Origin of the sequence: Erwinia aeris (assembly GCF_041224955.1) — a bacterium.
In the GTDB taxonomy this organism is placed as follows: Bacteria; Pseudomonadota; Gammaproteobacteria; order Enterobacterales; family Enterobacteriaceae; genus Erwinia; species Erwinia aeris.
Window position 1 is genome coordinate 253,068 of record NZ_JBGFFX010000002.1, and the last position, 22,829, is coordinate 275,896.

The 22,829-nt window shown below is 56.9% G+C and carries 18 protein-coding genes; 5 read left to right on the top strand and 13 right to left on the bottom strand.

Features of this window, described 5'->3' with window-relative positions; translation table 11 throughout:
* Positions 1 to 49 precede the first annotated feature (49 nt).
* From gsiD to AB6T85_RS04860, 5 genes are read right to left on the bottom strand one after another with little or no spacing between them, the layout of a single operon-like run.
* The gene (gene gsiD / locus AB6T85_RS04840) at positions 50 to 955 is read right to left on the bottom strand and encodes a glutathione ABC transporter permease GsiD (RefSeq protein ID WP_253454762.1); all 906 of its coding nucleotides are present in this window, start codon (positions 953 to 955) and stop codon (positions 50 to 52) included.
* 9 nt (positions 956 to 964) lie between these two features.
* Complete coding sequence (gene gsiC, locus AB6T85_RS04845) at positions 965 to 1,885, bottom strand: glutathione ABC transporter permease GsiC (protein WP_253454763.1); 921 nt, start codon at positions 1,883 to 1,885, stop codon at positions 965 to 967.
* Positions 1,886 to 1,940: 55 nt separating this feature from the next.
* Complete coding sequence (gene gsiB / locus AB6T85_RS04850; protein WP_253454765.1) at positions 1,941 to 3,473, bottom strand: glutathione ABC transporter substrate-binding protein GsiB; 1,533 nt, start codon at positions 3,471 to 3,473, stop codon at positions 1,941 to 1,943.
* A gap of 34 nt (positions 3,474 to 3,507) precedes the next feature.
* Positions 3,508 to 5,361, bottom strand: a complete 1,854-nt coding sequence (gene gsiA / locus AB6T85_RS04855) for a glutathione ABC transporter ATP-binding protein GsiA (protein ID WP_301729790.1) — start codon at positions 5,359 to 5,361, stop codon at positions 3,508 to 3,510.
* A gap of 9 nt (positions 5,362 to 5,370) precedes the next feature.
* Positions 5,371 to 6,333 carry an isoaspartyl peptidase/L-asparaginase gene (locus AB6T85_RS04860; protein ID WP_253454767.1) on the bottom strand — a complete coding sequence of 321 codons (963 nt, stop codon included), beginning with the start codon at positions 6,331 to 6,333 and terminating at the stop codon, positions 5,371 to 5,373.
* A gap of 253 nt (positions 6,334 to 6,586) precedes the next feature.
* Between AB6T85_RS04860 and moeA the strand changes: the two genes are divergently transcribed.
* The 4 genes from moeA (at position 6,587) to AB6T85_RS04880 (ending at position 10,835) form a co-directional block, all read left to right on the top strand.
* Positions 6,587 to 7,822 (top strand): molybdopterin molybdotransferase MoeA, encoded by a 1,236-nt coding sequence (gene moeA / locus AB6T85_RS04865; protein ID WP_369894926.1) that lies wholly within the window; start codon positions 6,587 to 6,589, stop codon positions 7,820 to 7,822.
* Positions 7,822 to 8,574 (top strand): molybdopterin-synthase adenylyltransferase MoeB, encoded by a 753-nt coding sequence (moeB, locus tag AB6T85_RS04870; RefSeq protein WP_253454769.1) that lies wholly within the window; start codon positions 7,822 to 7,824, stop codon positions 8,572 to 8,574. The genes moeA and moeB overlap by 1 nt, the downstream gene beginning before the upstream one ends.
* A gap of 127 nt (positions 8,575 to 8,701) precedes the next feature.
* Positions 8,702 to 10,246 (top strand): GGDEF domain-containing protein, encoded by a 1,545-nt coding sequence (locus AB6T85_RS04875; RefSeq protein ID WP_369894929.1) that lies wholly within the window; start codon positions 8,702 to 8,704, stop codon positions 10,244 to 10,246.
* A gap of 139 nt (positions 10,247 to 10,385) precedes the next feature.
* On the top strand, positions 10,386 to 10,835 hold the full coding sequence (locus AB6T85_RS04880; protein WP_369894931.1) for an emp24/gp25L/p24 family protein: 450 nt from the start codon (positions 10,386 to 10,388) through the stop codon (positions 10,833 to 10,835).
* Positions 10,836 to 10,891: 56 nt separating this feature from the next.
* On the opposite strand, the gene AB6T85_RS04885 is transcribed toward AB6T85_RS04880, so the two are convergent.
* From AB6T85_RS04885 to ompX, 8 genes are all read right to left on the bottom strand, one after another.
* Positions 10,892 to 12,484, bottom strand: coding sequence for an ABC-F family ATPase (locus tag AB6T85_RS04885; protein WP_253454772.1), 1,593 nt, complete (start codon positions 12,482 to 12,484; stop codon positions 10,892 to 10,894).
* A 102-nt stretch (positions 12,485 to 12,586) separates the two neighbouring features.
* A complete protein-coding gene (locus AB6T85_RS04890; protein ID WP_369894933.1) occupies positions 12,587 to 14,074 on the bottom strand; it encodes a sugar porter family MFS transporter in 1,488 nt (495 codons plus the stop codon).
* A gap of 448 nt (positions 14,075 to 14,522) precedes the next feature.
* Positions 14,523 to 16,085, bottom strand: coding sequence for an efflux transporter outer membrane subunit (locus tag AB6T85_RS04895; protein WP_369894935.1), 1,563 nt, complete (start codon positions 16,083 to 16,085; stop codon positions 14,523 to 14,525).
* Between the two features lies 1 nt (position 16,086).
* The gene (locus AB6T85_RS04900; protein WP_369894936.1) at positions 16,087 to 17,655 is read right to left on the bottom strand and encodes a DHA2 family efflux MFS transporter permease subunit; all 1,569 of its coding nucleotides are present in this window, start codon (positions 17,653 to 17,655) and stop codon (positions 16,087 to 16,089) included.
* Positions 17,652 to 18,827 (bottom strand): HlyD family secretion protein, encoded by a 1,176-nt coding sequence (locus AB6T85_RS04905; RefSeq protein ID WP_253454776.1) that lies wholly within the window; start codon positions 18,825 to 18,827, stop codon positions 17,652 to 17,654. The genes AB6T85_RS04900 and AB6T85_RS04905 overlap by 4 nt, the downstream gene beginning before the upstream one ends.
* A 108-nt stretch (positions 18,828 to 18,935) precedes the next feature.
* Positions 18,936 to 20,051, bottom strand: coding sequence for an SLC13 family permease (locus AB6T85_RS04910; protein WP_301251255.1), 1,116 nt, complete (start codon positions 20,049 to 20,051; stop codon positions 18,936 to 18,938).
* A gap of 21 nt (positions 20,052 to 20,072) precedes the next feature.
* Complete coding sequence (gene mntR, locus AB6T85_RS04915; protein WP_253454778.1) at positions 20,073 to 20,525, bottom strand: manganese-binding transcriptional regulator MntR; 453 nt, start codon at positions 20,523 to 20,525, stop codon at positions 20,073 to 20,075.
* A 335-nt stretch (positions 20,526 to 20,860) separates the two neighbouring features.
* Complete coding sequence (ompX, locus tag AB6T85_RS04920; RefSeq protein ID WP_253454779.1) at positions 20,861 to 21,373, bottom strand: outer membrane protein OmpX; 513 nt, start codon at positions 21,371 to 21,373, stop codon at positions 20,861 to 20,863.
* A 377-nt stretch (positions 21,374 to 21,750) separates the two neighbouring features.
* Here ompX and rhtA point away from each other — a divergent pair, with 377 nt between their 5' ends.
* Complete coding sequence (rhtA, locus tag AB6T85_RS04925) at positions 21,751 to 22,647, top strand: threonine/homoserine exporter RhtA (protein WP_301251257.1); 897 nt, start codon at positions 21,751 to 21,753, stop codon at positions 22,645 to 22,647.
* The last annotated feature ends 182 nt before the right edge of the window (positions 22,648 to 22,829 follow it).

Sequence of the window (22,829 nt, forward strand, 5' to 3'; positions counted from 1 at the left end):
GGTAAAGAGGTAAGCCTGGCACAGGAAAAGAAAAAGACGCCAGCATGGCTCAGTTTTTCAGTTTAGGATCCAGCGCGTCGCGCAGCCCGTCGCCCAGCAGATTAAATGCCAGCACGGTCAAAAAGATGGCGAGACTGGGGAAAATCGCCACGTGCGGCGCCATCACCATATCCGCGCGCGCTTCGTTCAGCATCGCGCCCCATTCCGGCGTCGGCGGCTGCGCGCCCAGCCCCAGAAAAGAGAGGCTGGCGGCGGTAATAATCGAGGTGCCGATACGCATGGTAAAATAGACCACCACAGAGGAGAGCGTACCCGGCAGAATATGGCGCAGGATAATAGTGACATCTGAAGCGCCAATGCTTCTGGCGGATTCAATGTATGTCATCTGTTTCAACACCAGCGTGTTACCGCGCACCAGACGCGCAAAGGCAGGAATACTGAAAATAGCCACGGCGATAACCACGTTCGCCATGCCGCTGCCCATAATAGCGACCACGGCAATCGCCAGTAAAATTCCGGGGAAAGCGAACAGCACGTCGCTGATGCGCATAATAATGCGATCCCACCAGCCTTCATAATAGCCCGCCAGCAACCCCAGCACCGTACCGATGGCCGCGCCGATCGCTACCGAAAAAAAGCCGGAAATCAGCGATAAGCGTGTTCCCAGCAGCACGCGGCTAAAAATATCGCGGCCCAGCGAATCGACGCCGAACCAGTGCATCGCCGATGGCCCTTCCGTCAGGCGATCGTAATCAAAGTAGTTTTCCGCGTCGAAGGGCGCCAGCCAGGGCGCCACAAAGGCAACCGCAATCAGCAGGATAATAAAGAGGCCGGCCGTCATCGCCACCGGCTGGCGACGAAAGCGCCGCCAAAATTCCCGCCACGGCGTGCGTACGCGATGCTGTTTTATCGTTGGCATCGCGGCCAGGGCCGCGCTACGTCGCCAGTTTTTCATCGCCCGTCCTTATTTGTAGCGAATAGTCGGGTTAATCGCCGCGTACAGCATATCGACAACCAGGTTAATAAGAATAAATTCCAGTGAAAACAGCAATACTTCGGCCTGTACCACCGGGTAGTCGCGCATTTCTACCGAATCCACCAGCAGGCGCCCCAGTCCCGGCCAGTTGAACACCACCTCCACCACAATCGAGCCGCCCAGCAAAAAGCCGAACTGTAGGCCCATCATGGTGACGACCGGGATCATCGCGTTGCGCAGACCATGCTTGATCACCACCCACGTTTCGCGCACGCCTTTCGCCCGCGCGGTACGCATGTAATCTTCCTGCATCACCTCCACAAAAGAGGCACGGGTAAAACGGGCCATCACTGCGGCAACGGCCGCGCCCAAAGTGATGGAAGGCAGAATATAGTTGCGCCAGCCATCCGCGCCGACGGTAGGCAACCAGCCCAGCTCCACGGAGAAGATTTGCATCAGCAGCATGCCCAGCGCGAAGGCGGGAAAAGAGATGCCGGAAACGGCCAGCGTCATGCCGATACGATCCGGCCAGCGATTGCGCCAGACGGCCGAGACGATGCCAATAGTCATGCCGAAAATCACTGACCAGACCATGCTGCTCAGCGTCAGCCACAGCGTGGGCAGAAAACGCTGGGCGATTTCCGCCGAAACAGGCCGACGGGAAACCATCGACTGACCAAAATCGCCCCGTATCGCCTGGCTGATAAAATGCCAGAACTGCTGAATCAGCGGCTGATCCAGGCCCAGCTGCTGGCGTACCAGCGCCACGACGGTGGCGTCCGCTTCCGGCCCGGCCACCAGCCTGGCCGGATCGCCCGGCAGCATATGCACAAACAGAAAGACCAGCACCGCCACGATAAGCAAAGTGGGGATCAGGCCCAGCAGTCGTTTAATAAAATAGTTAAGCATAGGTTTCCTGACACGTTCACGGCGGCGCCCGCCACACCTGGCGCCGCCGGAGCGGTTACTTCAGATCGGCCTCTTCAAAGCTGAACGAAGTATCCGGCATGACATAAAAGCCCGTCAGGTTTTTGGTATTGGCTGAAACCAGCTTTTCCACCACCAGCGGCGCCCACGGGCGATCGTTCCAGATGCGATCCTGCGCGTCTTTATAGAGCGAGGCTTTCTTCTGAGCGTCGGTGGTGTTTAGCGCATCGGCTAAATCTTTATCCACCTGCGGATTGCTGTAGAAAGCGGTATTGAAAATCGTCGGCGGCCAGGACTGCGTGGCGAACAGCGGCGTCAGCGCCCAGTTAGCTTCGCCCGTCGAGGCGCTCCAGCCGGTATAGAACATTTTCACGCCGCTCTCTTTCTGCCCTTTATCCTCAACCTGTGCCGCGCGCTGGCCGGCATCCATGGCGGTGACCGTAACTTTAATGCCTACCTGCGCCAGCTGCTGCTGGGTAAACTGCAACACTTTCTGCGCCGTGCTGTGGTTATGCGAAGACCACAGCGTGGTGCTGAAGCCGTTCGGATAGCCCGCTTCTTTCAGCAGCTCGCGCGCTTTCGCCGGGTTGTACGCCAGCGGCGGGTAGCTTTGCGCATACTGAATCGATGGCGGCACGATGCCTGTGGCCGGCGTGGCGTAACCGGCAAAGGCGACCTTCACCAGCGCCTGGCGATTGATGGCGTAGTTGATGGCCTCGCGCACTTTGGGATTATCAAACGGCTTCTGCGTGACGTTAAAACTGATATAGCGCTGCATGATGGAAGGCGTGGCCACCAAATCTAATTTGCTGTTTTTTTCCAGCAGTTTGGCCTGCTCGTAAGGCACCGGGAAAGCCAGATTCGCCTCGCCGGTTTGCAGCATTGCCGCACGGGTATTGTTATCCACTACCGGCCGCCAGGTAATGCTGTCCAGCTTCGGATAGCCAGCCTGCCAGTAGCCCGCAAATTTTTTCACCTTTACAAAATCGGTCTGGTTCCAGGTTTCCAGCTCGTACGGGCCGGTGCCCACCGGGTGGAAGCCGATCTCTTTGCCATATTTTTTCAGCGCAGTCGGTGAAATCATCGCCGCTGCCGGGCTGGCAAGCGTGTTGATAAAAGCGGAGAACGGCTGTTTCAGGGTAATTTTCACGGTAGTGGGATCGATCACTTCCGTGGTCGCCACCGACTTAAACAGGTTGTAGCGCTTGAGGTGATTATCAGGGTTGCTGGCGCGATCCAGATTCACCTTCACCGCTTCAGCGTTGAAATCGGTGCCGTCCTGGAACTTGATGCCGCTGCGCAGTTTAATGGTGTAGGTCAGGCCGTCCTTGCTGGCGTCAAAACTCTCCGCCAGCACGTTAATCCGCTTCATCTCTTTATCAAAGCCGAACAGGCCCTGATAGAAAGATTTGGCGACCGCCTGCGACAGCGTGTCGTTGGCGTCATAAGGATCGAGCGTGGTGAAATTAGAGCCAACGGCGATCACCGCATCTTTTGCCGCCCAGGCCGGGATCGCCGTCAGGCTGCTCAGGATCCCGGCAGCCAACAGCAGCTTGCGTTCAATAATCATGCTTTTTCTCCAGTGATTTTGTTATGCAGCATATTCAGACGCCGCCGACGGCATGACGGGCGACATAGTGCCCCGCGCCGACTTCTACCAGCGGCGCGACTTCAGGCTCTTCGCCGATAGCCCGAATCGGGCTGGGTATCTCATCCGCCAGCAGCGCCCGTTCGCGACGGCGATGCTGCGGATCGGCTACCGGCACGGCAGACATTAATTTACGCGTATAGGGATGCTGGGGATTTTCGAATACCGCCTGGCGCGAACCTATCTCAACGATCTGCCCGAGGTACATCACCGCCACGCGGTGGCTGATCCGTTCCACTACCGCCATATCGTGAGAGATAAACAGAAAGGCGATGCCAAACTCCCGTTGCAGATCCATCATCAGATTGACGATTTGCGCCTGTACCGAAACGTCCAGCGCGGAAACGGATTCGTCAGCGATAACCACTTTTGGATTAAGCGCCAGCGCTCGCGCAATGCAGATACGCTGGCGCTGGCCGCCGGAAAACTCGTGCGGATAGCGCCGGGCGTGTTCCGGCAGCAGGCCGACGCGCTCCAGCAGCCAGGCCACGCGCGCCTCGGCCTCTTTGCCTTTCGCCACGCCGTGCACCAGCAGCGGCTCCATAATAGAAAAGCCAACCGTCAGACGTGGATCGAGCGAAGCGTAGGGATCCTGAAAGATAAACTGAATATCGCGCCGCAGATGAGAAAGCGCCGCGCCGGTAAGGTTGTCGATGCGCTGGCCGTTAAAGGTGATGGTGCCGCCCTGGCTGGCGACCAGCCGCAGCAGCGAACGACCGGTGGTGGATTTCCCACAGCCCGATTCGCCAACCAGCGCCAGCGTTTCACCCGCGCGCAGATCGAAACTGACCTTTTCCACGGCATGAACGCGCCGCGTGACGCGATTCAGAATGCCGCTGCGTATATCGAACCGCGTCACCAAATCCCGCACCTGAAGCACCGGAGGCGCGTCGCTCACCACGGTATCCTGTTTTTCCTGCGCCGTTTCGCTGTCGGCCATTAACAATGGAAAACGAGCCGGGAAAGGCCTGCCCCGCATCGCGCCCAGCTTAGGCACCGCGGCCAGTAGCGCTTTGGTATAATCCTGCTGCGGATGCTGAAAAATGGCCTCAACCGGCCCGGTTTCTACCACGTCGCCGCGATACATCACCTGCACGCGATCGGCCATTTCCGCCACCACGCCCATATCATGGGTGATGAAAATAACGCCCATCTGCATCTCTTTTTGCAGTACGCGGATCAGCTGTAAGATTTGTGCCTGAATGGTGACGTCCAGCGCCGTGGTGGGTTCGTCGGCAATCAGCAGCGCCGGACGGCAGGAGAGCGCCATCGCAATCATCACCCGCTGACGCATGCCGCCGGAAAGCTGATGCGGAAAGCGGCCCAGCACGTTTTTGGCCTCCGGGATGCGCACCAGATCCAGCATCCGTTCGGCTTCCTTCAGCGCCTCGCGGTGGCTTTTACCCTGATGCAGAACAATCGATTCCGCGATCTGATCGCCGACGGGAAAGACCGGGTTAAGCGAGGTCATCGGTTCCTGAAAAATCATCGCCATATCCGCGCCGCGTACTCTGCGCAGCCCCGACTGCGGCGTGCGCAGCAGATCGATCGCTTCGCCGTTGCGGCGCCGGAGCCAGATTTCGCCGCTGTCGATGCGTCCCCCGCCCTGCTCCACCAGCCGCATCAGCGCCAGCGAGGTGACGGATTTTCCCGAGCCGGATTCGCCTACTATCGCCAACGTTTCGCCACGCTGCACCTCAAGCGAAAGGTTTTTCACCGCCTGCACGGTGTCGCCTTCCTGCGCAAAGCTGACGCTCAAGTTTTTGACCGACAAAACCTGTCCGGCGGACAGATCGGATCCACTGGCCATCCTGACTCCCTATTCTTCGCGATAGATTCCCACGTTTGGCGCATCGCCCACGTAGCCAAAACCCCGATACATGCCTTCGCTGTTAAACGGCAGCGCAATGTTGCCTTCGCGATCTATCGCTATCACGCCGCCGCTGCCGCCCAGCACGCTGATTTTTTCCATCACCACGCGCTCGCTGGCCTGCTTAAGCGACAGGCCGCCGTACTCCATCAGGGCAGCGATGTCGTAGGCCGCCAGCGTACGCATAAAAACTTCACCGCTGCCGGTGCAGGAAACCGCTACGTTGGCGTTATTGGCGTAGCAGCCCGCGCCGACAATTGGCGAGTCGCCGACGCGTCCGGCCTGCTTGTTGGTCATGCCGCCTGTTGAGGTAGCCGCCGCCAGATTGCCGTGCCGATCCAGCGCCACCGCGCCTACGGTGCCGAATTTACGATCGGGGTCAAGCGGATCGTCGGACGCCTGCGCCGCGCCGTCATGATCCAGCATGGTTTGCTGCATCTTTAAGGCTCGCTGTAACTGCTCGTAGCGTTCCGGCGTAGAAAAGAAGTCGGGCGGCACCGGCGCGAAGCCTTGCTCAACGGCAAACCGCTCCGCGCCCTCGCCAATAAACAGCACGTGCGGGCTTTTCTCCAGCACGGCACGCGCGACCAGCACCGGATTGCGTACCTGCCTGACCCCCGCGACCGCGCCCGCTTCCAGCGATCTGCCGTCCATCACGCAGGCGTCGAGCTCATGGGTGCCCTGATGGGTAAAGACCGCGCCTTTTCCCGCATTGAACAGCGGGCACTCCTCCAGCAGACGCACGGCTTCCGTTACCGCATCCAGCGCGCTGCCGTCCTGCGCCAGGATAGCCTGTCCGCTGGCGACGATGTCGGAAAGCGCCTCGATATAAAGCCGTTCTTTTTCCGCGCTCAGGCTGGCGCGGGCAATAGCGCCAGCGCCGCCATGGATGACGATTGCTGCTCTGCTCATAATCCTTTTACCCTGCGTGCCAAATCGGCAAGAAAAACACTGTGTTAGAATGGTTTTGTCAAATTGTGACCGTTTTTGACTATAGGCAGGCTGTAAAGTGATGTAAAGCGGAAAGTGGGTACGGCGGTAATAACGAAAGCTTATGGTTTATAACCTGTTGGTAGCTTTACGTGACCGCGTCAATAATTCACGCCATACTATTTGCCATCTGATTGTATACGCCTGCCCGGCTGTCGGGCATGCCGAGGACGTTATGGAAGCTTTTACTGCGGGACTTATCTCCCTTGACGACGCGCTGTCTACCATGTTGGATCGCGTCACGCCGGTTGCAGAAACCGAAACGGTGCCGCTGACCGCGGCCACGGGCAGAATTACCGCCGCCGCCGTTATCTCTCCTGTTGATGTTCCCCCCTTTGCCAACTCCGCTATGGATGGCTACGCCGTACGCCTGGCCGACCTGGCGACGGGAAATCCGCTGCCCGTCGCCGGGAAAGCCTTTGCCGGAACGCCCTTTAGCGGCGAGTGGCCGGTCGGCAGCTGCATTCGCATTATGACCGGCGCGCCTGTACCGGCAGGTGCGGAGGCCGTGGTGATGCAGGAAGAAACCGAACAGGCTGGCGAAGCGGTGAAGTTTCTGGCCACGGTCAACGCCGGGCAGAATATTCGCCTGGCCGGTGAGGATATTGCTCAGGGCGCCAGCGTGCTGAGCGCAGGTATTCGTCTGGGCACGGCGGAGCTGCCGCTGCTGGCCTCGCTGGGCGTGCCGAAAGTGGCCGTTAAACGTCGGCTGCGCGTGGCGGTATTCTCTACCGGTGATGAGCTTCAGCCGGTCGGCGAACCGCTGGCCGCCGGTCAGATCTACGACACTAACCGTTTTGCCGTGCGCCTGATGCTGGAAAAGCTAGGCTGCGAGGTGATAGATCTTGGCATTATTCGCGATAATCAGGCCGCGCTGCGCGCCGCCTTTATTGAAGCGGACAGCCGGGCCGACGTGGTGATCAGCAGCGGCGGCGTTTCGGTGGGCGAAGCAGACTACACCAAAGCGATGCTGGAAGAGTTGGGCAAAATCGGCTTCTGGAAGCTGGCGATCAAGCCGGGCAAACCTTTTGCTTTCGGCCGGCTACAAAACAGCTGGTTCTGCGGCCTGCCGGGCAATCCTGTTTCCGCGGTGCTGACCTTTTATCAGCTGGTGCAGCCGCTGCTGGCGAAGCTTAGCGGCCTGACCGCTGCCGCGCTGCCGCCGCGCCAGCGGGTGAAAAGCGCCAGCAGCCTGAAAAAAACGCCGGGCAGGCTCGATTTTCAGCGCGGCAAACTGTCGCGCAACGCGCTGGGCGAGCTGGAAGTCAGCAGCACCGGCCCGCAGGGTTCGCACGTTTTCAGCTCTTTCAGCCAGGCGAACTGCTTTATCGTGCTGGAGCGCGATCGCGGCAACGTACAGGCCGGGGAATGGGTGGAAGTTGAGCCGTTCAACAGTCTGCTGGAGGGGTAATGAAACCGGAACTGAGCGACGAAGAGATGCTGCGCTACAACCGGCAAATTGTGCTGCGCGGCTTCGATTTCGACGGCCAGGAAGCGCTGAAGGCGGCAAAAGCATTAATCGTTGGGCTGGGTGGTTTAGGCTGCGCCGCCAGCCCTTATCTGGCTTCCGCTGGCGTGGGCCATCTGACGCTGCTCGATTTTGACCACGTGTCCGTTTCTAATTTGCAGCGGCAGATCCTGCATCGCGATGCGCAGGTTGGCCTGCCGAAGGTTGACTCCGCGCGCCGTCAGCTAGGTGAAATCAATCCGCATATCGTGCTGGAAAGCATCGATCGCCAGCTTGAAGAGGCAGAACTGGCCGATCTGATCGCCCGGCATGACGTGGTGCTGGACTGTACGGATAACGTGGCGACCCGCGAGCAGCTAAACCGGCTCTGCTTCGCCAGCAAAACGCCGCTGGTTTCCGGCGCGGCTATCCGCATGGAAGGCCAGATTAGCGTCTTTACCTGGCAGGAAGCGGAGCCTTGCTATCGCTGCCTGAGCCGCCTCTTTGGCGATGCCGCGCTCAGCTGTGTGGAAGCGGGCGTGATGGCGCCGCTGGTCGGCGTCATCGGCTCGCTCCAGGCGATGGAAACCATCCGCCTGCTGAGCAAATATGGCGACAGCGTGGCGGGAAAACTGCTGATGTATGATGCGATGACATTACAGTTCCGCACGCTTAAGCTTGCCAAAGACCCCTGCTGCGAGGTTTGCGGCGGCTGACCTTCTTAGCGCGCCTTTTTTTGCAACGGCGCGCTCATTACTTGCCCGCTTAGTCTGTAAAAACAAGCCATTCTTCCGGCTGCCGCTATAGTTAGATCACTGCGAATGTCGCGCCAGGGAGTATTGCATGAGTGAGGAGCATCACCCGCAACCGGATGTCAGCATGCAGAGTCTGCGTCGCCTGCTGGTTGTATTTTTGCTGGTGATAGGCTGTGCCGTTGTGCTGGTGAACGGATGGGTGGTTTACAGTATTTGGCAGCGCATTGTGAATGAAACTCAAAATAACGCCCGGAATTTATCACAATCGCTGTCACGACAAGCCGAAGATACGCTGCTGCCGGTCGAGCTGACGCTGCAGGATCTACGCGATCGTATTACGCTGGTCGGTCTGGACGCCGAGCGGCAAAACTACCTGCGCACGCTGTTAATGGAGCGAAAAGCTTCGCTGCCGCAGCTGCACGGCCTGTTTGTCTACGACCGCGCAGGCAACTGGGTGCTGACTTCTCAGGAAATGCTTAACCAGCGCAGCAATAATGCCGATCGCGCCTACTTTAAATATCATCAGCAGCATAGCGATTTGGATCTGCATATCGATGAGGTCATTCGCAGCCGCACCACCGGCGAGCTGGTTATTCCCGTTTCAATGAGGCTGAACAACCGCGACGGCACTTTTCGCGGCGTGCTGCTGGCTACGCTGCGCATCGACTATTTTCGGCAGATTTTTGGCTATTACAGCCTGGGTGACAAAGGCCTGCTGGCGCTGATGACCCATACGGGCAATATTCTTTACGTTCGTCCTTTTGTCGATAATCTGCTTAACCGCAACATAGCCAACAGTCCGCTGTTTACGCATCTGTTAAAAACTTCCTCCAACGGAACGGCAAGCTACAAAGCCGCGCTTGACGGCGTCGAACGTATTTTTGGCTATGCGAGCCTGAAACGCTATCCCTTGGTGATTACCGTCGGCTATGACAAAAAGCAGCTGGTGCAGGCCTGGCTGGCCGAGCTGGTGGTTTATTTGTCGCTGTGCGCGCTGCTGCTGCTGGTGATTGCCGCGCTGGGCTGGCTGCTGCTGCGTAATGTTGGTCATACTATCCGCGATCAGGAGGAGCTGGCGACGGCGCGCGACCGGCTGACGGCGATAAACCGTACGCTGCAAACGCTGGCGCTGGTGGACAGCCTTACCGGTCTGGCGAATCGCCGCCAGTTCGACCTCTATCTGGATCGCAGCCTGGAGCGCGCCAATAAGCTGCGTTCGCCGATGGCGCTGCTGATGATAGATGTGGATTCATTTAAGCGGTTCAACGACACCTACGGCCATCTGGCCGGCGACGAGTGTTTGAAATACGTCGGCAACGCCCTGTTGAACATTGGGCTTCGCTCCGATGACCTGATCGCACGCTACGGCGGCGAGGAATTTGCGGTGATCCTTACCGATTGCGGCCAGGAGGCGGCGATGAAAGTGGCGGAAAGGATAAGAGAAGTCGTTGCCGCGCTGGAGATCCCACATCGTAACAGCGAAAGCGCGGCTAAAGTAGTGACTATCAGCATAGGTCTCCATGTGATGCAGAGCAATCAGCCGGAAGATCGCCAGACGCTGATAGGCCAGGCGGATAAAGCGCTTTATCAGGCAAAATTAGCCGGAAGGAATAGAGTAGAAATACTCCAGTAATTTCCAGAAAACATCAAATAGTTGCGCACCTTCACCTTTTTCTGCGCTGTTATCCTTTATTCTTTACGCGCCAATACCAGCCAGCCCTTTGCTTATCTCGCCCCGCTGGCGTAGCTTACAGGACACAAGGAACAGGGATATGGGTAGCTATTTATGCCCGTCTGACATGAGTGATGTCTGGCATAAGGACGAAGGAAACGGAGAAAATATGGATATTCTGGAACAGCGCGTCGAGCGACTTGAAGAAGATACGCGACAAATAAAACTCGATCTTGCCGTGCTTACGGCCCGTTCAGAAAATTTTGCCACCAAAACGGACGTGGCGGAACTCAGAGCCGAGTTGATAAAAGAGATAGCGGCCAGCGAAGCGCGCACTAATATCAGATTTGAAAAGATTGATGAAAAATTCGAGCGAATAGACGAAAAATTCGAGCGAATAGACGAAAAATTCGAGCGAATAGATGAAAAATTCGAGCGAATGTTTGAGAAGTTTAACGATATCAACAGCAGGATCACCTGGACGCTGATGATACCGGCGCTGGTGGCCGTTCTTCTGTGGTTTGTTAAAACCGCGATCCTGAAAATCTGACCCGATAGCTTACCGGGCCAATAAGGCGGAGCAGATGCCCCGCCTTTTTATTTAATTCAGGCGATACCTTTGCTGCGCAGGTAATCTTCGTAGTTGCCGGTAAAGTCGTGGATTTTGCCCGGCGTCATTTCAATCACGCGGGTCGCCAGCGAGCTGACGAACTCGCGGTCGTGCGAAACGAAAATCAGCGTGCCTTCGTACATCTCCAGCGCCATGTTAAGCGCCTCGATGGATTCCATATCCAGGTGGTTGGTCGGCTCATCCATAATCAGCACGTTCGGCTTTTCCATCATCAGCTTGCCAAACAGCATACGGCCCTTTTCGCCACCGGAGAGGACTTTCGCTGGCTTTTTGATATCGTCCTGGCTGAACAGCAGGCGACCCAGAATGCTGCGTACCGCCTGCTCGTCATCCCCTTCCTGCATCCACTGGCTCATCCAGTCGAACACCGTCAGGTCGTTGGCAAAATCATGCGCGTGATCCTGCGCATAATAGCCGATGCGGGCGTTTTCTGACCATTTAACCGTGCCGTTATCCGGCTGCTGTTCGCCCACCAGCGTTTTCAGCAGCGTGGATTTACCGATACCGTTCGGCCCGATAATCGCAAGCTTTTCGCCTACTTCCAGCAGCAGGTTAACGTTTTTAAACAGCGGGCCCTGATCGAAGCCTTTGGTCAGCCCTGCCAGCTCCAGCGCATTACGGAACAGCTTTTTATCCTGCTCGAAGCGAATAAACGGGTTCTGACGGCTGGAGGCCTTCACCTCATCCAGCTTGATTTTATCAATCTGCTTGGCGCGGGAAGTTGCCTGACGCGATTTAGAGGCGTTGGCGCTAAAGCGGCTGACGAAAGATTGCAGCTCGTTAATCTGCGCTTTCTTCTTGGCGTTATCGGCAAGCAGACGTTCGCGCGCCTGGGTTGCCGCCGTCATGTATTCGTCATAGTTGCCCGGATAAACGCGCAGCTCGCCGTAATCCAGATCGGCCATATGGGTGCAGACCATATTCAGGAAGTGACGGTCGTGCGAAATAATAATCATGGTGCTGTTACGTTCGTTCAGCACCTGCTCCAGCCAGCGAATGGTATCGATGTCCAGGTTGTTGGTTGGTTCGTCAAGCAGCAGGATCTCTGGATTAGAGAACAGCGCCTGCGCCAGCAGCACGCGCAGCTTCCAGCCCGGCGCAACTTCGCTCATGGGGCCGTAATGCTGCTCCAGCGGGATCCCCACGCCCAGCAGCAGTTCGCCAGCGCGCGATTCTGCGGTGTAACCGTCCATTTCGCCGTATTTTTCTTCCAGATCGGCCACTTTATAGCCGTCTTCTTCGCTCATTTCCGGAAGCGCGTAAATGCGGTCACGCTCTTCTTTCACTTCCCACAGCTCGCCGTGGCCCATGATGACCGTATCCAGCACCGAGTACTGCTCAAAGGCGAACTGATCCTGACGGAGTTTACCGATGCGCTCGTTAGGATCGAGCGACACGTTGCCCGCAGACGGCACCAGGTCGCCGCCGAGAATTTTCATAAAGGTGGACTTGCCGCTACCGTTGGCACCGATCAGGCCATAGCGGTTGCCGCCGCCAAATTTGACAGAGATGTTTTCGAACAGCGGCTTACTGCCAAACTGCATGGTGACGTTGCTGGAAACTAGCACAGGATTGCCTTTCATTTACGATGGGGGAATAAATCAGCGCATAGTATGCCAAAAAAAAGGGGCGGCGAATACACCGCCGCCCGCTGAAGCTTCCCGATTTCGCTAATGACTTTCCGCTTTACGTTCCGGCGATCGTACGGCTCGTGTCTCAACGTCGTTACTCAGCCAGTCATGCAGATAATGTTCGATCTGCTCCAGGCTGCGGTTGCGCGTTTCCGGCACGCATTTGATAACAAAGACCGCGCCAAACAGGCCAATAAAGGCGAAGATAAAGAACGCGCCGGAAAGCCCTACCGTGGCCAGCAGCATCGGGAAAACCAGCGAGATAATGAAGTTGGCAATCCACATAGCAAATACCGCGCCGCCCATAAAAATCCCGCGCAGGCGAGTCGGGAAGATTTCCGAAAGCAGCAGCCAGGTGACCGGCGACAGCGCGCCCTGCTGGAAGCTAAGGAACATCAGCATGCCCAGCAATACCAGATAGCTACGCATCATGTCCGGCTGGCCATTGACCGTTTCCGGCATAAAATAGCTGATGCAGCCAATAAACAGCAGGCAGGCGGTGCAGCCGAACTGACCGATCATGGTCAGGGTGCGGCGTCCCAAACGGCCCAGCAGCCAGATCCCCACAAAGGTCATCAGTACTGAAATCACGCCGTTGGCGATAGTGGCAAACAGCGCAGCGTCGGTGCTCATACCCACCGCCTTCAGCATGGTAGGCGCGTAATACATAATGGTGTTTACGCCGGAAAGCTGTTGGATCACCGCTACGCCGATCCCGATAAGAAACAGTTTAAACAGCCAAGGCTTGCGCAGCTCTTTCAGGCTGGGCTTGTTTTTGTTTTCCTCTTCGCTGAGCGTTTCCTCAATTTCCGTCATCTCCCACTCGACGTCACTTTTGGCACGGGTTCTCTCCAGCACCTTGCGCGCCTCCGCCAGACGTCCTTTCATCGCGTACCAGCGCGGCGTATCGGGCATAAACATCATGCCGAACCAGAGCGCTACGGCGGGTACGGTAGCGACCGCCAGCATCCAGCGCCAGGTCTGCTCGCCGCCCCAGGCCGCGTTCAAACCGGCATTGGAAATATAGGCCAGCATCTGACCGGACACGATCATCAACTCCTGGAGCGTAACCAGCTGTCCGCGCTTGTTGGCAGGCGCGATTTCGGCAATGTAGACCGGCACGGTTGCCGCCGCGCCGCCTACCGCCACGCCTAATACCAGGCGGAAGAAAATCATCCAGTGCACATCAGGTGCCAGTGAGGTTCCCAGTGCGCCGATGGCGAAAATGACGGCGAGAACGATAATGATTTTCTTCCGCCCGGCTGCCGCGGCGAAATGACCGGAAATCAGCGCGCCGAACGCAGCGCCGAACAGCAGCGAACTGGTCACCAGGCCGGTAGTGAATGGCGTAAGATGCAGCTCCGTGCCCATAAACAGCAGCGCACCGGAAATAACCCCGGTGTCGTAACCAAACAGCAGGCCGCCCAGCGTGGCGATAACGGCGATCACTTTGACGAAGGGTTCCGTTCGCGACGTGCTGTTAGGCCCCGAGGCCCGATTGGGCGTGAGATATTGTTCTTTAGGCATTATGTTGACCTCTTCGTTATTCGCAGGTCAGGCCGCCAGAAATAAAGTGGCGCCTGGTGTGTTCTCCAGGCTCTTAACTTAGTGCATTTCTTTCATTTAAAATAACAATGAAAATTAAATTTTGCGGGATAGCTCTCACCGCATCGCTGATTTTGTGACGCAAGTATCATAAGTGGGGCGCAACCTGTCGCCACACCCTACCCTGTCTGGGTTAAAACAGAAAAGCGCGCCCTTATCTAGCTAAAACTTTTATTTCATTTTAATGAAAAAGCATCGGATAATTTTGCCGTGAGCGGTTTATGACCGTTAAGCATTTCGAGCGTGGAGGGAAACACGTCTGTAACAGGCGAGGCAGATATTTTCATAAAAGGCGGCACTGGCAGGAACGGGCAAAACCAGGTAAGGCGACCGGCGGCGACGTTGCGTTACCGCCGGTCGGGCAAGGGTCTCAGCCCGCAGGCGTATCGCCGCTTTCTGCGGGGCCGAAAACGGAGTAGTCCGGCAGCTGCACGTTTTGATAAAGCTCCCAGCCGCCGCCCAGCGCTTTATAGAGCGCGACCAGATCCAGGCTGCTCTGCACCCTGGCAGATGCGGCCTGCTGCTTCGCCTGAGCCAGCTGGCGCTGCGCGGTTAGCGCGTCGATAAACGAAGAAAGCCCCTTGCCATAGCTGTCGTTAGCCAAATCGAAGGCGTTTTGCAGCGCGTCAACCGTTTGATCCAGCCCTTCCACCTGCTGCTGATCGGTGCGATAGCTGACTAACGCGTTTTCCACATCCTGCAAGGCGGTCAGAACCGTCTGCCGATAGCCAAGCGCGGCGCTGGCCTGCTCCGCTCTGGCGAGTTTTACGCCAGAAACCAGCCTGCCGCCCTGGAAAATCGGCAGCGAGACCGAGGCGCCGTAGCTGTAGAAATGGCTGCTCCAGTTATCCAGATAGCTGGCGTCGGTATTACGCATTCCGAACTGCCCGGTCAGCGAGAAATCCGGGAACAGCTGTGCGACGGAAACGCCAATACTGGCTGTCGCCTCATGCAGTCTCGCTTCCGCCTGACGCACGTCCGGACGCCGGCGCGCCAGCGTGGACGGCAGACCCACCGATACCGCTTTTGGCAAGGCCGGCATCGCTTTCGGCGCGGCCAGCTCGGCATCCAGCGCCCCCGGCGGCTTGCCGATCAGCACCGCCAGCCCGTTCATCGCCTGATGCATTTGCGATTCATACTGCGGCAGCTGCGCGCGCAGAGAATGCAGCTGGGCGCGAGCGTTTTCCACGTCCATCTGAGGCGCGAGGCCGTTGCGCTGCTGGCTTTGCGTCAGCTCCAGCGTTTGCTGCGCCACTTCAATCTGCGTTTGCAGCGTCTGGCTAATCAGCTGCGCGCCGCGCAGCTGTAAATAGGTGCGGGCCACCTCAGCCTCAAGCGAAACCAGCGCGTCGTTACGGCTTTCCAGTGACTCCTGCTGCTGCGCGCCTGCTGCCTCAACCTGCCGACGGACTTTGCCCCACAGATCCAGCTCCCAGGAGGCGTCGAAGCTACCCTGGTAAAGCCCGACCGGCTTGGTCAGCCCGTTCAGCGCCGAGCGAACGTCGGTATCGCCGCTGACCTCATCCAGCTGGCTGTAAACGCCTTTCGATTCCAGCTCGCCTTTCAGGCCCAGCTGCTGGCGCTGTGCCGAGGCGGCGCCGTTGATCGAGGGGAACCATGCGCCACGAGCCTGATTAAGCTGCTGACGAGAACCGGCGATGCGCAAAACAGCCTGCTGCAGGCTCAGATTGCCGACGATGGCGCGATCGATCAGGCTGTTTAGCTGCGGATCGTTAAACGATTTCCACCAGCCCGGATTGGTGACGGTGGCCTGGGGACGAGACGCGCGATCCGATGCCAGCGAGTTGAAAGCAGCGGGCGTGGTCGGTTTCGGCGCCCGGTAGTCCGGCCCGACGCTACAGGCCGACAGCGTAATAGCCGCAACCAGCAGCACGCCGAGCCGCGAACGCGTAAATAAAGGAGAAACGTTCATGTCAGTGTGCTCCTGCACTGCCCTCGCTCTTAATCGGCGCCAGCAGTAAACAAAATGGAATAAGAACCAGAGCGACAATGCTCAGGCCCATAAAAACGTCGATATAGGCCAGAATACGCGCCTGGACGATCATCTCTTTATAGACCTGCCCTGTCGCTATCGTAATCGGATCGCCCACCGCTGAGGTAAAGTCTCTGACCCCCTGCGCCCAGCGTTCTACCGTCAGATTGAACGGCTCGTTAAGCGGCGTCATGTTATGCACCATGTGCGCGCTACGCGCCTGTTCCCGCTCGGTAATCATCGCCGTAGAAAGCGAAATGCCTATCGAACCCGCCACGTTACGACACATGGTGAACAGCGCTGACGCATCCGCATTTAGCTTTTGTGGAATAGTCACGAACGCAATGGTCGTTAACGGCACAAACAGGAAACCCAGCCCGATGGTCTGCGCGCTGCGCATCATCACCAGCGTGGTGAAATCGATATTGGGCGTCAGCTTCGCGGAATAGAGAAAAGAGAAAAACAGGCAGGTAAAACCGAAGGCGATAATCCAGCGCGTCTGGACGATCGGCATCAGCTTCAGCACCAGCGGAATGGTCAGCACAATCAGCACCGCACCGGGCGAAAGCACCAGCCCTGACCAGGTGGCGGTATAGCCCAGATCCTGCTGCGCCAGCTGGGGGATCACCACCGAGCTACCGTAGAGAATAGCCGCCATGCCGGACATCAGAATACTGGCGACGGCAAAGTTGCGGTCTTTCAGCACGTGCAGATCCACCACCGGCTTTTTGGCATAGAGCAGCCAGTAAACCGCGCCGACCAGCCCGATAGCGCTCAGTATGGCGAAGGTCATAATGAAATTAGAGCTGAACCAGTCGTCATCTTCGCCGCGATCGAGAAAGACCTGCAAACAGCCCAGCCCCAGGGTAATTAAACCGATACCGATATAGTCGATATTCAGTTTCCCTTTGGCCCATTTACGCTCCCAGGGCGGATCTTCCAGCAGCTGATAGATAGCCAGCACGCTCAGAATGCCGACCGGGATATTAATAAAGAATACCCAGCGCCAGCTGTAGTTATCGGTGATCCAGCCGCCCAGCGTCGGGCCAAGCACCGGTGCGACGATAATGGCGATAGAGGAAAGACCAAATGCCTTGCCGCGATCTTCCGGCTTAAAGTAGTCCAACAGTACCGATTGCTGTACCGGCTGCAGGCCGCCGCCGAAAAAGCCCTGCAGGATCCTGAACAGAATGATCTGCCACAGCTCGGTAGCGATGCCGCACAGGAAAGAGCAGACGGTAAACATCACAATACAGATCAGAAAGAACTGCTTGCGGCCAAATACGCGGCTGAGGAAGGCGGAGATCGGCAGCACGATGCCGTTCGCCACCAGATAGGAGGTCAGCACCCAGGTTGACTCGTCATAGCTGGATGAGAGCGAACCGGCGACGTGCGGCAGCGCCACGTTGACAATGGTGGTGTCCAGGATCTCCATAAACACCGCCAGCGTCACCGTCATCGCGACCAGCCAGGGGTTACTGGCCGGCTGCCAGCTCTGGCTTTGACTCATTCCACTGTTACCTCAGGCTCCACCGACAGCCCCAGCGGCAGCGGCTTGTTCGGATCCAGTCCCTTATCGATAACGATCTTGACCGGCACGCGCTGGACAATTTTCACATAGTTGCCGGTCGCGTTTTCCGACGGGAAGGTAGAGAAACGGGAGCCTGAACCCATCTGAATGCTTTCCACGTGCCCTTCCAGCTTCATATCCGGCCAGGCATCCACGGAAATATGCACTTTATCGCCAGGGTTCATTCTTTCCAGCTGCGACTCTTTAAAGTTGGCGGTGATCCAGACATCTGGCGAAACCAGCGAAAACAGCGAGGTGCCAGCCTGAACCAGCGTGCCGACCTGCACGTTACGTTTAGTGACGAAGCCATCGTAAGGCGCGCGCACTTCTGTATAGGAAAGGTTGAGGTTAGCCGTGTTCAGCTGCGCTTTGGCCTGTTCGACCTGCTGCTGACGAGCTTCCACGTTGGTTTCCTGCTGGCGAATTTGCAGCTGGATTTGCGAAGCGACTTCTACCTGCGCTTTCGCGCTTTCCAGCTCGGCCTTCGCGCTTCTTAACTGCGCGCTGGCCGCATCAATATTACGCTGCGAGGTTGCACGCGGATCGACGCCGCGCTGGCGTTTGTAATCTTCCTGAGCGTTAAGGAAGTTAGCTTCCGCCTTGGCCTGCTGCGCCAGCGCCTGATCTTTCTGCGCCGGATACTGCACTTTAGACAGCGCCAGAGAAGCCTGCGCCTGATGCAGCTGCGCCACGGCCAGGCCAAGCTGGGCCTGAGCCTGATCGCGCTGCGCCTGGGTATCCTGCGGATCGATAACTACCAGCAGATCGCCCTTTTTCACCCGCTGGTTATCGGTAACCAGCAGCTTAGTGACATAGCCGGAGGCTTTAGGCGCAATAGTCACGGCGTCCGATTCCGTAAAGGCGTCGTCCGTCGTTTCTATATTGCGGCCGGTAAACCAGAAGTAAAAGCCGACAATAATCATGACGATCACCACAATCGCCAGAATAATCAGCGGCTTTTTGCCGGGGCGTTTACGTTCCGCCTGGCCCTCGTCCTGCTGCTGGTCGTCCTGCTGCGGTTTGTCGTTTTGGTCGTCAGACTGCGAATTATTCTGCGGATGACGCTGGTCATCATCTGAGGAAGAATTTGATTGATTAGCCATAGTTCTCATCAGGTTACGGCGGGCTCAAGCCGAGCCCGCAAGATTCACGCTGTTATAAACATAGGGCCTAAATTGACAAATGCCAGTGTTTCTTTACAAAGTCAGAAAAGATTCAGGCTACAGCGCATCAATGCCTAAAAGCAGCACCCAGCCCAGCGCCATCGCCCACAGCAGCATGGGCAGCGAGTAGAAGTGGAAACGCAGCCAGACAGAGCGATCTTTCGCCATCCGCAGCGCGATAAGGTTTGCCAGCGAACCGGGCAGCAGCCCGAAACCGCCGATATTCACCGCCCAGGCCAGCAGCGTGCTGGCTGGCAGATTCGCCAGCAGTAAAATAGTAGCCGGCACGTTGCTGATAATCTGCGACAGGCCGATCGCCAGCAGATATTTCCCGCCCTCCGGCAGCTGCGGAATTTGCTGGAGCAGATGCTGTAAAGCGGGAAGTCGGGTTAACAGAAAAACATCCACGAACATGGCGATAAATACCGCCAGCAGGCTCCAGTCGATCGCCAGCAGCGTGCGGCGTGCCATCAGCAGGAAAACGCCAAATACCAGCAGAACGCCCCAGCCCGCATAGCCCATCTCCAGCGCGATAATAAACAGCAAATAGAGCACGACGCTGGCAATCAGCAACGAGCGCTGCCATTGCGTTTCCGGCGAATGTGACGAGCGCTCGATCCGTTTCGCCGAAAAACTGACGGCGGTAAGCAGCAGCAGGCTGGCCAGCAGCGCCCCGCCCAGCGGCAGCATCTGGCCGATAAAACCGGCGAAGCCGACGTGGCCGTGTTGCCACAGCAGGATATTTTGCGGATTGCCTATGGGCGTGAGCAGCGATCCGGCGTTAACCGCCAGCGCCTCAAAGATGACCAGCCGGGCGATCGGCAGCGAGGAGTAGCGACGCAGCGTCAGCGTCAGCGGCACCAGGATAAAGAGTGCGACATCGTTGGTCAGGAAAGTGGACAGCAGCGCGGCGGCAGCGGTCAGAAACAGCGCCAGCGAACGCTCTGACTGAAAGCGCTGCACCAGGCGACGTCCCAACACGTCGAAATAACCGCTGGCTTCGATGCCTTTGGTCAGCATCAACAGCCCGCCCAGCGTCAGTATGGTCGACCAGTCCACCGCCGCAGGCAGCTGCCGCAGCGAGAAAGGCGCAAAGCAGGCCAGCAGCAGGCCCAGTAAAATTAACAGATGCAGAAAGCGATCGTGCAAAAAAGGCCTGAGCAGCGTTGCCATACGGACTCACCTGAGAGGAAATTACTGACGGCTTTCGTAGAATTGCTGAAAAATAGCCAGGGTTTCGTCACTAACGTGATGTTCCAGCCCTTCCGCATCGCGGCGGGCGGTATCAGGGCTGATGCCCAGCGCCAGCAAAAACGTTTCCACAATATGGTGGCGTTTGCGGCTTTCTTCCGCCAGCGCCTCTCCTTCAGCAGTCAGGAACACGCCGCGATAGGGAACCTGCTCGACCAGTCCAACCGTAGCCAGGCGTTTCAACATTTTGGCAACGGTAGGCTGGGAAACGCCGAGCCGCGCCGCCATATCAACCTGGCGGGCTTCGCCAAATTCACGGATCAGATCGGAAATCAGCTCAACATAGTCATCAATTAATTCACGCCGATGGGCTTCACGGACCTGACGGAAGCCTTCGACATGCTCTTCTATCTCTTTCAGTGGCGCAGGCACTGCGGTTTTAGCGCGACGACTCATTCAGCTTCCTCATTATTATTTCTGGCGCGTGCGGGCGCTCGCATCAGCCTGATGGTGCCACATTGTAAACGAAGCGCACGGAAGCACAAAATCTCGCGCAATAGCGCTGGCTACGAATTATAGCCTGTGCTATACCTGTACATAAAGCGAACGGAGGAGACCATGAAAAAACCACTTTTACTACAGCTGCTCTGTCGTTCGCCTTTTACGCTACGGCTGATGCTGCTGGAGATGCTGACAGCAGAAAAAAATCCCGGCGGCTGATTCAGCCATAAAAAAAATCCGCCACGTGGGCGGATTTTTTATCAACCAACCGAAGCTGGTTTCAGGCAATCTTAGAAGCTGTAGCCAACACCAGCAATCCAGGTGCCAACGTCTACGCTGCGGATGCGGCTCTGCTCGTAACCAACGTCCAGAGCAACGTTTTCGATGCCTGGGTTGAACTGCAGGCCCGCACCGTAGGAAACACCTACGTCGCTTGAGTCAGACTTGTCACGCGCTGGTGCGTTCTGCTGGAATTTACCGTAACCGATACCAACCACGCCATAGATGCTGGCCCAGTCGTTCAGACGGTAAGCAGGACCACCGGTGATGCCGTAGTACTGGCCTTTGTTATAGACGCCAGCGTCGGTACGATCTTTCTCGGTGTAGGTGAAAGAACCGATCCAGCCCAGTGGATCGCTGCCGTTTTCGTAGCGGTATTTCAGGTTGAAACCGTTAGCTTTGTTAGCCACGCCCTGCATATCGCTTTGTGCGTAACCACCGGAAACTGTGCTCTGTGCCATCGCTGAACCAGCAGAAACTGCCAGTACACAAGCCAGTGCTGAAAGACATGCAATTTTTTTCATAACCACCTCAAATGTGAAAGTACTTATCTCCTGACAACGCTGAAAATATAACAAACCTCAGCCAGAAACTCTGCCCCGTTTTTGTTGTCCAAGACAATGTTTGGTGTAACAGGACGTTAATGATTCTTTCTATCTCATTCTTTTTACTTATGTTTCTCTCTTTGCCGCTTCGCCTGACCAGCAATGTAAAAATTTGTTCATTGAGATAAATCTTAATTAAACTGACACTTCTTTACCCGTCTGCGTGCGCCTGGCGACGAATTTTTCGAATTTCTTTAACGTTTTCCCAGGCCATTTTTGCCTGGTTTGCACAATCTGTTGGTACACTTCGGGGAACTTTTCTCCCGTTCGATGGACAAATAAGGTTGGTCAAAAGGATGTCTCCCTCTTCACGCGGTTCTTCAATCTGGTTTCCTGTCTTACTGCTCTTGCTCGCCATGACCTCAATTCAGGGCGGGGCCGCGCTGGCAAAAACCCTGTTTCCGGTAGTCGGCGCACCGGGGATCACCGCCCTGCGTCTTGGGCTGGGCACGCTTATTCTTTGCCTTATCTTCAAACCCTGGCGGCTGCGGTTCAGCCGCGATCGCGTAGTACCTCTGGTTTTGTATGGCCTGGCGCTGGGCGGCATGAACTATACGTTTTATCTGGCGCTGCGTACCGTCCCGCTGGGCATTGCCGTTGCGTTGGAATTTGTCGGTCCGCTGACGCTGGCGCTGGTGGGGTCGAGAAAGCCTCGCGATTTTCTCTGGGTGGCGCTGGCGTTGCTTGGGCTGTGGCTTTTGCTGCCTCTTGGCAAGAGCATGTCGGGCATCGATCCCAAAGGCGCATTTTTTGCGCTGCTGGCTGGTGCCTGCTGGGCCATCTATATTCTGAGCGGCCAACGCGCAGGAGCGGAGCACGGCCCTGCTACCGTCGCCATGGGATCGCTGATCGCTTCGCTGGTCTTTGTCCCTGTTGGCTTTACGTTTGCCGAAAGCGGCGTCTGGAACCTGGCAGTTTTACCGGTTGCGCTTATTGTCGCCATTCTTTCCAGCGCGTTCCCCTATACGCTGGAGATGGTCGCGCTGACCCGGCTGCCGGCCAGGACGTTTGGCACACTGATGAGCCTGGAGCCGGCCATGGGCGCGCTTTCCGGCATGATTTTCCTGGGCGAGCTGCTGACGCTGCCGCAATGGCTGGGCCTGCTGTCGATTATTATCGCCTCGGCAGGCGCTACGCTGAGTCTGCGTCCCGCTAAGCAAAAAGTCGTTCCGATTAGCGAGCTGCGTGAATAGCTATATTCAGAAAAGTTTATCCCGGCAGACAAATTTAAAGAGGCGTCTGTTAAAAAAGGAATATGTCATATATGGCTCGGATAATTCTGAGCCAATTTAATAAATCGTGGCTTTTTAACAGGGTTTTTTACGCAATTTGTAACGAAACGATAAATTAAAAATCTATTTTTTATCAGTCATTT

Coding starts and splice junctions, on each gene's coding strand:
- gsiD (WP_253454762.1), bottom strand. CDS start 955: ATGAAAAACTGGCGACGTAGCGCGGCCCTGGCCGCGATGCCAACGATA.
- gsiC (WP_253454763.1), bottom strand. CDS start 1,885: ATGCTTAACTATTTTATTAAACGACTGCTGGGCCTGATCCCCACTTTG.
- gsiB (WP_253454765.1), bottom strand. CDS start 3,473: ATGATTATTGAACGCAAGCTGCTGTTGGCTGCCGGGATCCTGAGCAGC.
- gsiA (WP_301729790.1), bottom strand. CDS start 5,361: ATGGCCAGTGGATCCGATCTGTCCGCCGGACAGGTTTTGTCGGTCAAA.
- AB6T85_RS04860 (WP_253454767.1), bottom strand. CDS start 6,333: ATGAGCAGAGCAGCAATCGTCATCCATGGCGGCGCTGGCGCTATTGCC.
- moeA (WP_369894926.1), top strand. CDS start 6,587: ATGGAAGCTTTTACTGCGGGACTTATCTCCCTTGACGACGCGCTGTCT.
- moeB (WP_253454769.1), top strand. CDS start 7,822: ATGAAACCGGAACTGAGCGACGAAGAGATGCTGCGCTACAACCGGCAA.
- AB6T85_RS04875 (WP_369894929.1), top strand. CDS start 8,702: ATGAGTGAGGAGCATCACCCGCAACCGGATGTCAGCATGCAGAGTCTG.
- AB6T85_RS04880 (WP_369894931.1), top strand. CDS start 10,386: ATGGGTAGCTATTTATGCCCGTCTGACATGAGTGATGTCTGGCATAAG.
- AB6T85_RS04890 (WP_369894933.1), bottom strand. CDS start 14,074: ATGCCTAAAGAACAATATCTCACGCCCAATCGGGCCTCGGGGCCTAAC.
- AB6T85_RS04895 (WP_369894935.1), bottom strand. CDS start 16,085: ATGAACGTTTCTCCTTTATTTACGCGTTCGCGGCTCGGCGTGCTGCTG.
- AB6T85_RS04900 (WP_369894936.1), bottom strand. CDS start 17,655: ATGAGTCAAAGCCAGAGCTGGCAGCCGGCCAGTAACCCCTGGCTGGTC.
- AB6T85_RS04905 (WP_253454776.1), bottom strand. CDS start 18,827: ATGAGAACTATGGCTAATCAATCAAATTCTTCCTCAGATGATGACCAG.
- AB6T85_RS04910 (WP_301251255.1), bottom strand. CDS start 20,051: ATGGCAACGCTGCTCAGGCCTTTTTTGCACGATCGCTTTCTGCATCTG.
- mntR (WP_253454778.1), bottom strand. CDS start 20,525: ATGAGTCGTCGCGCTAAAACCGCAGTGCCTGCGCCACTGAAAGAGATA.
- ompX (WP_253454779.1), bottom strand. CDS start 21,373: ATGAAAAAAATTGCATGTCTTTCAGCACTGGCTTGTGTACTGGCAGTT.
- rhtA (WP_301251257.1), top strand. CDS start 21,751: ATGTCTCCCTCTTCACGCGGTTCTTCAATCTGGTTTCCTGTCTTACTG.